The sequence below is a fragment of the Candidatus Eisenbacteria bacterium genome (assembly GCA_035577985.1).
GTDB lineage: Bacteria > Desulfobacterota > Binatia > DP-6 > DP-6 > DATJZY01.
Window position 1 is genome coordinate 1 of record DATJZY010000003.1, and the last position, 14,545, is coordinate 14,545.

12 protein-coding genes are annotated in these 14,545 nt (G+C 71.2%); 8 read left to right on the top strand and 4 right to left on the bottom strand.

Going from position 1 to position 14,545, the window contains the following annotated elements; genetic code table 11:
• Together VMS22_00065 and VMS22_00070 are read left to right on the top strand one after the other, a co-directional pair.
• Positions 1-563 (top strand): methylmalonyl Co-A mutase-associated GTPase MeaB (locus tag VMS22_00065; GenBank protein HXJ32403.1); only part of this gene is annotated, 563 nt, incomplete at its 5' end.
• A 164-nt stretch (positions 564-727) separates the two neighbouring features.
• Positions 728-1,852: an ATP-binding protein gene (locus VMS22_00070; protein HXJ32404.1), complete on the top strand. Its 1,125-nt coding sequence runs from the start codon at positions 728-730 to the stop codon at positions 1,850-1,852.
• A 32-nt stretch (positions 1,853-1,884) separates the two neighbouring features.
• On the opposite strand, the gene VMS22_00075 is transcribed toward VMS22_00070, so the two are convergent.
• Complete coding sequence (locus VMS22_00075; GenBank protein HXJ32405.1) at positions 1,885-3,264, bottom strand: hypothetical protein; 1,380 nt, start codon at positions 3,262-3,264, stop codon at positions 1,885-1,887.
• A gap of 117 nt (positions 3,265-3,381) precedes the next feature.
• Here VMS22_00075 and VMS22_00080 point away from each other — a divergent pair, with 117 nt between their 5' ends.
• Positions 3,382-5,391 carry a protein meaA gene (locus VMS22_00080; protein HXJ32406.1) on the top strand — a complete coding sequence of 670 codons (2,010 nt, stop codon included), beginning with the start codon at positions 3,382-3,384 and terminating at the stop codon, positions 5,389-5,391.
• Entirely contained in the window at positions 5,363-5,779 is a 417-nt protein-coding gene (locus tag VMS22_00085) for a hypothetical protein (GenBank protein HXJ32407.1), read from the top strand. Before VMS22_00080 ends, VMS22_00085 begins: the two co-directional genes overlap by 29 nt.
• A gap of 108 nt (positions 5,780-5,887) precedes the next feature.
• Here VMS22_00085 and VMS22_00090 read toward each other — a convergent pair whose 3' ends face one another.
• Positions 5,888-6,235, bottom strand: a complete 348-nt coding sequence (locus VMS22_00090; GenBank protein ID HXJ32408.1) for a hypothetical protein — start codon at positions 6,233-6,235, stop codon at positions 5,888-5,890.
• Positions 6,236-6,314: 79 nt separating this feature from the next.
• On the opposite strand from VMS22_00090, the gene VMS22_00095 reads away from it, so the two are divergent.
• Together VMS22_00095 and VMS22_00100 are read left to right on the top strand one after the other, a co-directional pair.
• Positions 6,315-7,454, top strand: coding sequence for an amidohydrolase family protein (locus VMS22_00095; protein ID HXJ32409.1), 1,140 nt, complete (start codon positions 6,315-6,317; stop codon positions 7,452-7,454).
• Entirely contained in the window at positions 7,451-9,130 is a 1,680-nt protein-coding gene (locus VMS22_00100; protein HXJ32410.1) for an amidohydrolase family protein, read from the top strand. Before VMS22_00095 ends, VMS22_00100 begins: the two co-directional genes overlap by 4 nt.
• Positions 9,131-9,154: 24 nt before the next feature.
• Here the strand turns inward: VMS22_00100 and VMS22_00105 are convergent, their stop codons facing one another.
• Both VMS22_00105 and VMS22_00110 read right to left on the bottom strand, forming a co-directional pair.
• Positions 9,155-11,227, bottom strand: a complete 2,073-nt coding sequence (locus VMS22_00105) for an ATP-binding protein (protein ID HXJ32411.1) — start codon at positions 11,225-11,227, stop codon at positions 9,155-9,157.
• A gap of 137 nt (positions 11,228-11,364) precedes the next feature.
• Positions 11,365-12,381: a DUF4105 domain-containing protein gene (locus VMS22_00110; protein HXJ32412.1), complete on the bottom strand. Its 1,017-nt coding sequence runs from the start codon at positions 12,379-12,381 to the stop codon at positions 11,365-11,367.
• 100 nt (positions 12,382-12,481) lie between these two features.
• On the opposite strand from VMS22_00110, the gene VMS22_00115 reads away from it, so the two are divergent.
• Together VMS22_00115 and VMS22_00120 are read left to right on the top strand one after the other, a co-directional pair.
• On the top strand, positions 12,482-13,858 hold the full coding sequence (locus tag VMS22_00115; protein ID HXJ32413.1) for a sigma-54 dependent transcriptional regulator: 1,377 nt from the start codon (positions 12,482-12,484) through the stop codon (positions 13,856-13,858).
• A 295-nt stretch (positions 13,859-14,153) separates the two neighbouring features.
• Entirely contained in the window at positions 14,154-14,426 is a 273-nt protein-coding gene (locus tag VMS22_00120; protein ID HXJ32414.1) for a hypothetical protein, read from the top strand.
• The last annotated feature ends 119 nt before the right edge of the window (positions 14,427-14,545 follow it).

Consider the following 14,545-nt stretch of genomic DNA (forward strand, 5'->3'; position numbering starts at 1 on the left):
TGGTGTGCGAGGCCGCCGGCTACGACGTCATCATCGTCGAGACCGTGGGCGTGGGACAGTCCGAGATCGCCGTCGCGTCGATGGTCGACTTCTTCCTCGTCCTCATGCTGCCGGGGGCCGGAGACGAGCTGCAGGGCATCAAGAAGGGCATCATCGAGATCGCCGACGCCCTCGCCATCAACAAGTGCGACGGCGACAACGTGAAGCGCGCCACGCAGGCCGCGGCCGAGTACCGGGCGGCGCTGCGCCTGTTCCGCCACACGAGCGCGAACTGGGACCCCCCCGTGCTCACCGTCTCGGCGCTCGAGGGGCGCGGCCTCGATGCCGTGTGGGGTGCCGTGCAGGACTACCGCGACAAGCTCGGCGCGACGGGCGAGCTCGGGCAGAAGCGACGCGAGCAGCAGCAGGCGTGGTTCTGGTCGATGCTGCGCGACGGCGTCGAGCGCCACTTCCTGGCGCGGGGGGACGTGCGCCGGCTCCTGCCGGAGCTCGAGTCGGGAGTGGCCGCCGGACGTCTCACGCCGACCGCCGCCGCCGGGCGTCTGCTGGCGCTCCTCGACTAGGAAGCCGACCCAAGACGGAGTCTTGGGTCGGTCACCTGCCGCTTGCACGTGTGCCCTCCTGGCACAGCGCGCGCCCACGAGCTGTGCCATGAACGCCCCTGCCGCCCGCCGTAATGGCCGGAATCCACGCGCCCAGGCAGCGGCCCTGGCCTTGCATTCTCGGCGTGGCCTCCGCACCCGACTCGCATTCGCCGACCGTCCTCCTCGTCGACCACGACCTCGCACGGCTCGCAGTCACCCGGGGCCTCCTCGAGCGCGAGGGACATCCCGTCGTGGTGGCCCGCGACGCCGCCATGGGGGTCGCGGTGGCCGATGCCTCGATCGGGGTCATCGTCCTCGCCGACGAGCTGCCTCTGGTCCCCGCACGCCGCCTGATCGGTACGGTGCGCGAGCGCAACGCCGCCATGCAGGTGGTGCTCTACGCGAGCCCGCGCTCGGGCGAGCTCTGCCGCGAGACGCTCGAGCGGATGGGCGTGCATACGTACGTGCGGGAGGGCGACGGGGCCGATCGCCTGCTCGGGGCCGTCGACGCGGCGATGCGCACCTATGTGCAGGTGTCCCAGGCGCAGGCGTCCGACCGCCTGAAGATGGAGCTGCTGGCGTCGGTCTCGCACGAGTTCCGCTCGCCGCTGAACATCGTCCTCGGCTACCTCGAGCTCGCCGCCGAGGGCGCGTTCGGTACCTACTCCGAGGCGCTGAGCGAGGCGCTCGGCAAGGTCTCCTGGAACGCGGGGCACCTGCTCGAGCTGGTCGAGGACTTCCTCGACCTCGCCAAGCTCGAGTCGAGCACGATCGAGGTCGAGAAGGTCGACGTGGGCGCCCTCGTCGGCGCGCTCGTCCGCGACCACGAGCTGATCGTCCAGGAACGACCGATCTCGCTGCGCGCCGACGTGCAGGGGCAGCTTCCGCCCGTCCTCGCCGAGGGCCCGAAGCTGCGCGTCATCGTGCAGAACCTGCTCTCGAACGCGCTCAAGTTCACCGAGCGCGGCGAGGTCGTGGTGACAGCCGAGGCGCCGATGGCCGGCGTCGTGCAGGTCCACGTGCGCGACACGGGGCCCGGCATCCCGCCCGAAGCGTGCGGCGCCGTGTTCGATCTCTATCGCCAGCTCGGGCCGGGCGACCTGCGTACGAAGGGGATCGGTCTCGGTCTCGCACTCGCCCGCCGCTTCGCCTGCGCGATGGGCGGCGACCTCACGGTGAAGAGCACGGTCGGCGTCGGCTCGACGTTTACGCTGACGCTCCCCGCTGCCGACGCCGGCGCCCCCGCCCTGAACTTCGTGCTGCACTAGGATTTGCCGGCCCGAGACTGCGCGCGATCGACCTAGCCGCAGGTTCCCCCGTTGCAGGTGCGGGAGCAACAGTCCCCTGCGCTGGCGCACGTCTCCCCGCTCGGCAGGCAACAGAATCCGAGTCCACTCGACGCCGAGCACACGGCGGGCGGGAAGCAGGGAGCGATCGGGGTGAAGTAGGTGCACGTGCTTCCGATGCCGCCGGCGCAAATGCCCGTCCCGGGCTGGCTGGGGTTCGGGACGCAGGTGTACCCGGTTGAACACGGGTGATCGGGCCGGCACTGCGTCGGAAAGCACGATCCCCGGTCGTTCGGGGCCACCAGGCAGATGTCGACCGGGTCACAGCAGCCGAGGATCGGACAGATGCCGCCGTCGCAGCACTGGCACCCTCGCGGTCCCGGCGGCGCGCAGCTCGCCAGGAAGAAGCCCTCGTCGAAGCACGTCGCGCCCTCGCATTGCTCCCCCGGCTCGATCACCCCGTTGCCGCACACCGCCGCACACGTGCAGTCGCTCTGGCATGCCGACGCGCACCCGCCGGCATCCGACCCGTCGCACTGCTCGCCGCTCTCCTTGACGCCGTTGCCGCAGACCGGCGCCGGGCACGTGCAGTCGGGCAGACAAAGCCGATGACAGGCCGCATCGTCCGCTCCGTCGCATGCCTCGCTCGTCTGATCGATGGCGCCGTCGCCGCAGATGGGACACGTGCAGTCGGCGCGGCACGGACCGTTGCACGTGAACGCGTCGAAGCCGTCACACTGCTCCGTTCCACCCTGCACGTCGTCTCCGCAGGCCGGGCAGAGACGAAGCGACGCGAGCAGGGCGCCGTCGGCCGGGACGGGCGGAGTCGGGCCGGCGGTGATGAGCGCGGTCACGGCCGGCGCGTCCGCGGTGGTGAGACAGTCGGTGCCGCCTTCGAGCCGCGTGAACGTCGCTTGTACGCGCTGGCTGAGGTCGGCGATGACGGGATCGAGAGCGTCCAGGTGATCCGCTGGGTGCGGTGCCTCGCCTGCGAACGCCTTCAGCACCGAGGCGGCGAAGCGTCCAGCCGTCTTGAGCTTCCGCGCCGCGCAGGCGGACCTGGCCGGCGACGGACGGAGCGTGTTCGCCACGAGGCCGACGATGCGCTCGAGGTCGGCTTCGATGCGTCCCGCGTCACCGACTCCGGAACAGCCCCCGGCCTCTTCCGCCCGCGCGAAGCGGCGGGCGAGCGAGGCCCCGGCCGCCGAAAGGCACGCGGCGGCGACCGCCTCGCCGTGCGCGGCCGCCGTCGCGTGGCACCGGAAGAGCCGGGCTTCGGAAGGGCCGCTCAGGCGAAGCTTCCTCGCGCAGCATGCGCTGGAGGGATCGAGATTCGCCCCGGCCGCTCCCGCGATCAGCAGGAACAACGGCGCGAGCGCGAGTCGGACGGTCATGCGCGCTTCCTCCCCGACGACCGTGAGCGTCTCACGCGGCATCCTGCCGGGTCAAGACGACCCCGCTGGAGTCGGCGCTCCGGGGCGCGCTACAGTAGCGATGGTTAGGAGTCGATCATGACGCGCGACGCCACGCCCACGCGGGACCAGCCGTGGATCTTCCGGACGTACGCCGGGCACACGAACGTCCACGCCTCGAACCGGCTGTACCGCGACAACCTCTCGCGCGGGCAGACAGGGCTGTCGATCGCCTTCGACCTCCCGACCCAGTGCGGCTACAGCTCGGACCACCCACTGGCCGGGCCCGAGATCGGCAAGGTGGGCGTGCCGGTCAACTCGCTCGACGACTTCGAGGTGCTCTTCGCCGACATCCCGGTCGAGAAGATCAACACCTCGATGACGATCAATGCGACGGCGATGTGGCTGCTCGCCCTCTACGTCGCGCTCGCCGAGCGGCGCGGAGTCGATCCGAAGCTCCTGCAGGGCACGACCCAGAACGACATCATCAAGGAGTACCTGGCGCGCGGGACGTACATCTACCCGCCGGTGCACTCGATGCGGCTCATCGCCGACATGTACGAGCACTGCCTGCACGCGATTCCGCGCTGGAACGCGTCCAACATCTGCAGCTACCACCTGCAGGAGGCCGGGGCGACGCCCGCGCAGGAGCTGGCCTTCGCGCTCGTGAACGCCATGGCCGTGCTCGACGCGATCCGCGCGCGCGGCACGTTCACGCACGAGGAGTTCGAGCAGTGCGTGGGCCGCGTGTCCTTCTTCGTCAACGCGGGCATCCGCTTCGTCGAAGAGCTGTGCAAGATGCGCGCGTTCGTCGCGCTGTGGGACGAGATCACGCGCGACCGCTACGGTGTCGCCAACGCCAAGTACCGCCTGTTCCGGTACGGCGTGCAGGTGAACTCCCTCGGCCTCACCGAAGAGCAGCCCGAGAATAATGCCTGGCGCATCCTGATCGAGGCGCTCGGCGTCACGCTCTCGCGCAACGCGCGCTGCCGCGCCCTCCAGCTCCCGACCTGGAACGAGGCGCTCTCGTTGCCGCGGCCGTGGGATCAGCAGTGGTCGCTGCGCCTGCAGCAGATCCTCGCCTACGAGACCGACCTGCTCGAGTATCCGGACCTGTTCGACGGCTCGCCGGTGGTGGCCGCGAAGGTGAAGGCCCTCGAGGACGAGGCCTCCGCCGAGATCGCACGCATCGCGGAGATGGGCGGCGCGCTCGCCGCGATCGAGTCGGGCTACATGAAGACGGCCCTCGTCCGCAGCCAGGCGGAGCGGCTGGCCCGCATCAACCGCGGCGAGATCACCGTCGTCGGGCGCAACAAGTGGACCGACGGTCTGCCGTCGCCGCTGCTGGCCGGCGCCGACGGCGGCATCTTCAAGGTCGATCCGGAGTCGGCGCGCGAGACGCTCGAGATGCTGCGCGCGACCCGGAGCCGCCGCAGCCAGGCCGCGGTCGACCAGGCGCTACGCGATCTCCAGGCCGCCGCGCAGGGCGGCAAGAACCTCATGCCGCTCTCGATCGCGTGCGCGAAGGCCCTCGTCACGACCGGCGAGTGGGCGACCGCGCTGCGCGAGGTGTTCGGCGAGTACCGCCCCGCGACCGGCGTCGAGGGCCAGCGGCTCTCGCTCGAAGGCGGCAAGGTCGACGCGGTGCGCGCCCGGGCCAACGCGTGGGCGGCGCAGCACGGCGTGCGGCCGCGCATGGTGGTCGGCAAGCCTGGTCTCGACGGCCATTCGAACGGTTCCGAGATGATCGCCGTCGCCGCGAAGCATGCCGGCTTCGACGTGATCTACGGTGGCATTCGCCTGACCGTCCCGGAGATCGTCCAGTCGGCCATCGAGGAGGATGCGAGCGTCGTCGGGCTCTCCGTCCTGTCGGGGTCGCACCTCGAAATCGCGAAGCTCGTCCTGGACGAGCTCGAGAAACAGGGAGCGAAGCAGGAGATTCCGGTGGTCCTCGGCGGCATCGTGCCCGACGACGACCTTCCCAAGCTGCGTGCGCTGGGCATTCGTGACGTCTTCACGCCGAAGGACTTCGACCTCATGACCGTGATGGACCGCATCCTCGACGTGATCGGCGCCCCGCGTGAATCGCAGCGCGCAGCCAGCGCCTGAGCCGGCGCCGCTCGACGCGGCGACGCGGGCGCTGGTCGCCCGTGCCGTCCGGCTGGAGAAGCATCCGCTCGCGCGCCGGAGCACGCACGAGCTCCGCGCGGCGCTCCACACCGCCCGCATCGGCGGCGACGAGCCCCGCATCTTCCAGACCAGCGCCGTCACCGGACGGGGCGTTCCCGAGCTGGCCGCCTACCTGCGGGAGCTGCCCGTGCGACGCCCGGATCCCCTCCATTTCGTGCGCCGGCAGGTGGCGGAGGCCTACGGGACCTACGGCCTGGAGGTCTTCGAGGCCGAGCGGGGCCGGTGGCCCCGAGGGTGGGCTGCGGAGGCCGTCTACGAGGACCTGGAGGCTGCCGCCCTGGGGGCCGTCCGCGCCCGCCTTCGCTGAGCCGATGCGGCCAGCCGGCCGCAATGCAGCCGCAGCGGCGACCGCGCACATTCTTGTGCCACGGGATCGTCGCGGCGTCGGAACTTCGACAGGGGCGGAGCGGCCGAGCTAGGCCGCGTCGCGCGTGACGAGCCGGATCGCGGGACGCACCGGCGTCTCGTTCCCGACCGGGAGCCGCCCGCCGTGCACGGCGCGATAGCTCGCCTGGCACTCCGCGAGGGCGGCCTCCTCATCGCCGGTGAGCGCGAGCCGGACGTAGTAACCGCCCGTGCTGGCAGGGAGGTTGGCCGGCACACCGCCGAGCGTCGCGAGCCGTCGCTGGAGGCTGCCCTCGGCGCGGCCCGTGAAGATCACGGTGCGGACCAGGTTGGCGATCTCGAAAACCCCGGGCGCGTCCGGCAGAGACTCGATCGTCGGCACGTTCAGCTTGAGCCAGGGCCCGAATTCGATCGCCATGCGACTCATGTAGCAGCAACCGGCGTGCCATCTTTTCCGGCAGTTTGACGAGCGACTGCCGGCTGCGCGACAAGGCCTCATGCCCGCCGGATCCGAGGTCGTGGTCGACGCCGACGGCCACGTCTGCGAGCCCCCGGATCTGTGGGAGAGGGGCCTCCCCCAGCGCTTCCGGGACAGGGCCCTGCGGCTGCGCTGGAACGCCGAGAGCGGCTACGACGAGGCCTGGGTCGAGGACTGGATGATCACCGACCGGGGCCTGGTCGGCCTCGGCAACGCCGGCACGTCCTTCGCCGACCTGGGCAAAGGTCGCCGGTACGTCGAAGGCAGCCCGGCCGGTTTCGATCCCGCGGCGCGCCTGCGGGTGCTGGACGAGGAGGGCATCGACGTGGCGGTGCTCTACGGTGGGCTCGCGCTCTCGCTGCCGGCGATCCACGATCCCGAGCTCGCCGTGTGGCATTGCCGCATCTACAACGACTGGATCGCGAGCTTCTGCGCGACGAACCCGGGCCGCCTCGTCGGCGCCGCGGCCCTGCCGCTTCAGGATCCCGTGGCCGCGATCGCCGAGGCGCGCCGCGCCGTCGGCGAGCTCGGCCTCCGCGCCGCCTTCACGCGACCGAATCCCACCAACCCCTGCGCGCGGCCGCTCTTCGCCCCGGCGCTCGAGCCGATCTGGAGCGCGCTCGAGGAGCTCGGGATTCCGCTCGCGTTCCACCCGGCAGGCCTGTGGGACATGCCCGGCACGTCGCGCGCGATGGCCGGGCTCATGGCGCCGGGCACGCACCACGCGGTGATCCTGTTCTTCGACCAGTACATGACGCTCGCGAACCTCGTGTACGCGGGCGTGCTCGAGCGCCATCCGCGCCTGACGATCGGCGTGCTCGAGTGCGGCGGCGGCTGGCTCCCGCACTGGATGGATCGCCTCGACGAGTTCACCGAGAGCTACGGCTGGCAGCTCCTCGGGCTCTCGATGAAGCCGTCGGAGTACGTGCGACGGCAGGTCTACGTCTCGTTCGATCCGGGGGAGCACACCATGAGCGCGCTCGGACCACTCATCGGGGAGGATGCGATGATCTGGGCTTCGGATTTTCCACACAGCGACGCCAAGTATCCGGGCGTCGTGCGCGAGCTGCGCGAGCACACGGCCGACATGACGCCCGCCGCACGCGTGAAGCTGCTCGGCACGAACGCCCTGCGCCTGTACGGGATCCGCCCGGCATGAGCTTCGATCTGGTGGTCCGCGGCGGCCGGGTCGTCGACGGCACGGGCATGCCCTCCTTCTCGGCCGACGTCGCCGTGCGCGACGGGCGCATCGCGCGCATCGGGCGCGTGCGCGAGGGGGCACGGCGCGTGATCGACGCCGACGGCTGCATCGTCGCGCCCGGTTTCATCGACGTGCACACGCACTACGACGCGCAGCTCCACTGGGAGCCGACCGCGTCGCCGGCGTCGTGGCACGGGGTCACGACGGTGCTGACCGGCAACTGCGGCTTCACCCTCGCACCCGCCAAGTCGGAGGACGTCGGCTGGCTCGCGCAGATGCTGTCGCGCGTGGAGGGCATGTCGGCCGAGGCGCTGGCGGCGGGCCTGCGCTGGTCGGGCGGAACCTTCGGCCATTTCCTGCACGCGCTCGAGGGTCGCATCGCCGTCAACATGGGCGCCTATGTCGGGCATTCCGCGATCCGCCGGCAGGTGATGGGCGACGCCGCGTCGGACCGGCGGGCGACCGACGACGAGGTGGGCCGCATGCAGGCACTCGTGCGCCAGTCGATGCACGAGGGCGCGATCGGCTTCTCGACCTCGCAGCTCGACATCCACGTCGCGCACGACGGGCGCGAGGTGCCGTCGAACCACGCCGCGCCCGAGGAGATCGTCGCGCTCTCGTCGGTCCTGGGGGACTTCGACCACGGCGCGATCGAGTTCATCCCGCGCAGCTTCGTCGACGGCTACAGCGAGGCCGATCGTCGGCTGCTGCACGAGATGTATCGGGTGTCGGGGCGACCCATCGAGCTCAACACGCTGGTTCCGCTCCCGCACCAGATGAAGGGCTGGCGGCGCGGCGTCGACTTCTGCCGCGAGACGTTCCAGCAGGGCATCCGCCTCCATCCCATGTTCGCGACCAACCAGCTCGGCGCGCACTTCGCGCTCGACACCACGTTCCTGTTCGACGAGATGCCGATCTTCCGCGAGACGCTCTGCCTCGGCTCGCCCGAGCGCGAGCGGCGCCTGCGCGATCCCGCCGTGCGCCAGAAGATGCTGGAGGCGCTCGCCGATCCGACCGGGCGTGCCTTCGTGTTCGTCTGGCAGGTCCTGTTCGTGGAAGCGGTGACGCGCCCCGAGCACCAGCGCTTCGTCGGCATGCACCTCGCGGACGTCGCCGACGCGGTCGGCAAGACTCCGCTCGACGCCTTTCTCGATCTGGCGCTCGCCGAGGACCTGCAGACGCAATTCGTCCTCGGCGCACCCCACGACCCCGCGCGGGACGAGGCCACCGCGGAGCTGCTGCGCGATCCCATCGTCATGGCCGGGTCGAGCGACGGGGGCGCGCACGTTCTCTCGTTCACCGGTGCCGACTACACGACGCGCCTCCTCTCGGAGTGGGTGCCGGGGACGCTCTCGCTCGAAGAGGCGATCTCGAAGCTCACGATGGTACCCGCGGTCGTGCACGGGCTCGCCGACCGGGGCGTGGTGCGCGAGGGCGCGGCGGCGGACCTGGTCGTCTTCGATCGTGCCCGCCTGCGATGCGGCGCGACGCGGCTCGTCCGCGACTTTCCCGCCGGCGCGGGACGCTACGTCGTCGACGCCGAGGGCTACGTCGCGACGGTCGTGAACGGCGAGGTGGTGTTCGACCACGGCCGCTACGCCGGCTCGCTCTCCGGACACGTCCTGCGCGGCTGAGCCCGCGCGTGTAGCCGGCTCGCGTCAGCGAACGCCTGACGGGAGGTCGATCCGGAAGGTGACGCCGTGGGGCGCCAGCGGTTCCGCCGCGATGCGCCCGCCGTGCGCCTCGATCGTGCGTCGCGCGATCGCGAGGCCGAGCCCGGTGCCGCCGGCCTTGAGCGAGAAGAACGGCTCGAAGAGGCGGGGCAGGGCGTCGGCGGGCACGCCCGGACCGGAGTCGCTCACGCGCAGCGTGACGGTCCCGTTCTCGGTCGCGGCCGACACGGCGAGACGCCTGCCGTCCGGGCTCGTCGCGAGCGCGTCGAGCGCGTTCTCGATCAGGTTCACGAGCACCTGGCGGAGCTTCTCGCGATCGGCGCGCACGACCACGTCGGCCGCCACGTCGTCGACCACGGTCACCTTCGCGTCGGCGAGCCGCGGGCGCAGCGGGCCGAGCGAGACGCGCACCAGCTCGCCGACGTCGATCGGCTCCAGGCGATATTCCTCCCGGCGCGCGAACTGGAGCAGGGCGCGAACCTGGCGCTCGACCCGCTCCAGCTCGCCCAGGATCAGCTGCGCGTGCTCGGTGTTCTCGGGCGCCGTCGGATCGCGCGCCAGAAGCTGGGCGAGGCTCCGCGCCGCGGTCACGGGGTTGCGGATCTCGTGCGCGATCCGCGCCGCCAGCTCGCCGATCGCCGCCAGCTTCTCCGCGTGCGCAAGCGAGCGTTCGACGGCGACCGTCCGCTCGATGAGTGCCGCCGCGTCGAGCACGAGCGAGAGCTGCGCCGCGAACGCCTCCATCGACGGCACGTCGTCGGGCGACGGCTCGATGAGGCCGCTGGTGGCGAAGAGCGTCCCCCACCGCCGTCGCGGGCTCGTGAGCGGTATGACGCCGATGACCTCGGCGGCGGCCATCGCCTCGAGCGCCGGCAGGGGCAGGTCCCGCACGAAGTCGGCGGAGATGATCGACGGGGGGAGGCGGTCGAAGTCGGCGCCGCGCGGCCACGCGTCGCGCAGGGGCTCGAGCGCGAAGTCCCCGGCCGCCACGGCTTCGCCGTCGCGCAGCACGATGGCGGCGCCGGTGAGCCCGCAGACGCGCACGACCTCGGTGAGCGCCTGCCTGCAGATCTCCGCGACGCCGGCGTCGGGTGAGAGGGTCGCGAGGAACGCCTGCAGATCGGCCCACAGGTGCCGGCGCCGGCCGAACGCGAACCGATCGATGAAGCGGCGCAGGAGTGGTGGCGTCCAGGCGACCGTCGCGGTGAGGACGACGATCGTGATCAACGTCACCAGATGCGGCATGCCCGCCGCGGCGATGGGCCCGAGCAGGTCGGTGCCCGCGAGATGGACGGCGCTCGCCGCCGCCAGCGTTCCGAGGGCGACGAAGACGCCGCGCACCACGGCGTGCATCTCGCGTGCGGCGAGCGGGGTCGTCACTGCGAGGGCGATCACCATGTCCATCACGAGGCCCCAGATCGCCGGCGGGGGCCTGCCGAGGAGAGGGACCGCGACCCACGCGAGGACGCCGAGCAGGGCGGCCCCGAAGAGCACGACGTCCACGCGCCGCACGATGTTTCCGGCGGCGCCGGGACGCCATCGGCCGGACCGCGCCATGCCGATCATCTCGCGCACCGCCAGGCCGAAGAAGACGATCGTGAAGCCGTTGCGGATCGCGAGATACGTTCCGACGGGGTGGGCGCTCCCGGCGAGCAGCTCGGGCGAGAAGAGCGCGAAGAGCATCATCAGGCCGGCGGCGCCGTAGTTGACCACGAGCCACGCCGTGGCCGGCGGATCGCGTCGCATGCCCCAGTAGCGAACGAGGTGGCGCGTGGTGGCGGCGAGGAGCATGAGGGCCCATTCCCCGAGCAGCCAGATCGCGAACAGCCACGCGGGCGGCGCGGCGGCGAGCTCGGGGGGCGTCAGGCGGAGCACGGCCTGCACGGCGTAGAAGACGGCGCCCAGCACGGTCAGGTTGCGCAGGCAGACGAAGAGCGGGCTCCGCGCCTGATACGTGCGCATGAAGGTCCACTCGCGGTGCGCGATGATGACCCAGACGAGCGCGATCAGGGCGTGGAGCCCCGCGGCGAGGACCTGCGCCGGCGTGAGATCGGTCATGCCCACGGCTCTCCGCCGTCATGAGCAATCTCGAGGCCACGTGTCCAGTCGCCCCGTAGCCGTCGCCTCGACGCGGAGAGCGTCAGATCCGTCATGCGGCCCCTGCCCGCCGAATCGTGCGTGGGACCGTCCGGGCATCAGTTTCGCGGCGGGGGACGCGGGGGCAGGCCGTCGCGGATGCGCTCGGAGAAGTCGGCCGCGCCGTCGGCCGCTTTGCCGCGGGCGGTGATGTCGCTCGCCTGGCGGAGCTCCTCGTAGGGCATGGTCGTGTTCACGCTGCCGCGCTCGTACAGCAGCTCGCCGAGGTGGCCGTTGGCGATCAGGCGCCAGTCCCAGGGGAAGCGGCCGCCCAACGGGCCGAGCGCGCGCTCCACCAGGATCTCGATCGACGTGGTGCAGTTCTGCGTGAGCGCGTTGTACCACTCGGGATGCTGCACGAGATGGTTGATCTCGTCGACGTACGCCATGAGCAGGGCACGTGCCCGGACGGGGCCCGCCGCGAGGCGATACAGGAAGACCTGCTCGCCGCGATGGTTGGTCCGCAGCCCGACGAGATCCCGCTCGTCCGCCACGACGTAGTAGACCTCGAACTGCCGGAAGAACCCGAGGCCGGCGGAATAGACCTCACCCTGCTCCCGGCGCGTCTCGATCGAGATCGCGAGGTGCTGTCCCTCACCGAAATCCCAGCTCGCGATCGTGTGCGCGATCTGCGTCGGACCCCAGAAGGAGAGGAACATGTCGAAGCCCCGCAGATGGCTGAGATCGTAGGTGCGCTCCTCCCAGTGCGGCGTGAAGTCCGTCTCGGTGCGATAGTCGAAGTTGCGGAGGTTGTGGACGGTCAGCACGTCGCCGTTCACGTCGATGCGGGCGAGCTGCGAGACCTCGGGCACCCAGTTGCGATCGTTGCTCGCGGGAATCCGCAGCCACCAGGCCGCCACGAGCGCCACGAGGATCGACGAGGCGAGCAGGCCGAGCCAGCGCGAGCCGCGCCTCAGAACGAGCAGAAGCGAGACGACGACCAGTCCGCCGGCGAGCAGCCCCGCCAGCGGCCGCGAGGCGGGGCCGTCGATCCAGAGCGCGAGCGCTCCCCACACGACCCACCCGGCCCACACCACGGCCAGCAGGCCGACCAGCACCCCGCGCAGAAGCCGCATGCGCGCCCGGGATCGCCCGAAACCCGCCTCGCAGTCAAGACGAGCGCACGCGCCCGGTGCGATGTGGACAGCCGCGGGGCACGTGCTCTAGGTATCCGACATGGCCGGGCGCGTCCTGATCGTCGACGACGACAAGAGCATGTGCGAGACCCTCGCGGTCGCCCTCGGCAAGCGCGACTTCGAGGTGCGTTGGACCACCGCCGCCGCCGAAGCCCTCGAGATCCTCGGCGCGAGCGACGTCGACGTCGTCCTCACCGATCTCAACATGCGCGGCATGAACGGGCTCGAGCTGTGCGAGCGCATCGTGGCCAACCGGCCGGACGTCCCGGTGATCGTCATCACGGCGTTCGGGAGCCTCGAGACCGCCGTCGCCGCGATCCGCGCCGGCGCGTACGACTTCATCACCAAGCCGCCGGACACCGGCGCGCTCGTGGTGGCGCTCGAGCGCGCGATCCAGCACCGCCAGCTCCGCGAGGAGGTGAAGCGGCTGCGCAAGGTGGTCGAGCAGTCGAACCGCTTCGAGACGCTGCTCGGGTCGAGCTCGGCCATGCGCGCCGTCTACGACGTGCTCGATCGGATCGTCGACTCGGTCGCGTCGGTGCTCGTCACCGGCGAGAGCGGGACCGGCAAGGAGGTGGTGGCGCGCGCTCTTCACGATCGCGGCCCGCGCCGCGACGGGCCCTTCGTCGCGATCAACTGCTCGGCCATGCCCGAGGCCCTGCTCGAGAGCGAGCTCTTCGGCCACGTGCGCGGTGCGTTCACCGACGCTCGCACGCCGCGCACCGGCCTGTGCGTGCAAGCGAGCGGTGGCACGCTGCTGCTCGACGAGATCGGCGACATGCCGATCGCGCTCCAGCCGAAGCTGCTCCGCGTGCTGCAGGAGCGCCGCGTGCGGCCCGTCGGTGGCGACCACGAGATCCCGATCGACGTGCGGGTGATCGCCACCACCAACCGCGATCTCCGCTCGCTGATCGAGGAGGAGCGCTTCCGCGAGGACCTGTACTTCCGCGTCAACGTCATCCACGTCGAGCTGCCGCCCCTGCGGGCCCGCGGGGGCGACGTCCTCGTGCTGGCGCAGCACTTCGTGGACCTCCATGCGGCCCGCGCGGGCAAGCGTGTCACGGGGATCTCGCCGGCGGCGGCCGAGAAGCTCCTGGCCTATGCGTGGCCGGGAAACGTACGCGAGCTCCAGAACTGCATCGAGCGCGCCATCGCGCTCACGCGCTACGAAGAGATCGCGGTCGAGGACCTCCCCGAGCAGGTGCGGGCGTACAAGCGCTCACACGTGGTGGTCGCGAGCGACGACCCGTCGGAGATCGTGTCCCTCGCCGAAGTCGAGCGACGCTACGTGCTGCGCGTGATGGAGGTGACGGGCGGCAACAAGACGCTCGCGGCCGAGAAGCTCGGCATCACGCGCAAGACGCTCTACCGCAAGCTGCAAGAGTACGGCGCCGCCTCCGGGGAGGACGAGCCCTAGGGCTCCGTCCTGGATCGGGGGGCGAGAGTCGGGCGCTCGTGGTACGCGCGACACGCTCCTTTCGATCGCGCGCGTAGCATTCCCCGGCGGCGTGGCCTGCGGCGGGCACGGGTCGTCTCGACTCGCGGCGCATCCTTTCGACACGTGCCCCGGGCCTCCCCGACGACGCAGGGCGGCGAATTTCGTCCGGCACACGCCGTGCAATCGCGGCATGCATGGCGCGATCCGGTCCACAGCTTCGTCCGAGCCTCGCGCGCGCCTGCGCGGCGACGGCGTGGGCGAGGACGGGGAACCCTTGACGACGAGCGATCCCCACGTCGCGCTCTCGGTGCTGCTCGACGCCGTCGAGACGTACTACCGCTGCGTCGGCGCCGACGGCGAGATCGAGCGCCGCATGCTGGCGAACGCGGAGCGCTGGTTCGCCAGCGAGGACCGCTCGCATCCGGTCGCGTTCCGGCGCTTGTGCGAGCTGCTGCACGTCGAGCCAGGACGCATCCGCGAGCTGCTGCGCCGGCGCAGGGCCGAGGTCCTGGGCGCCCTCGCAGCCGCCCGGCCGGCACGCTCCTGAAGGCCCGGATCGTTTCGAAACGCGCGTCCTTTCGATACGCCCCCCCAACTGTCCTGATCCGCCGAAGATCCAGGTACTTGGACGGGGCACGCTCCCTGCAATCCCACGTCCTCATCGAT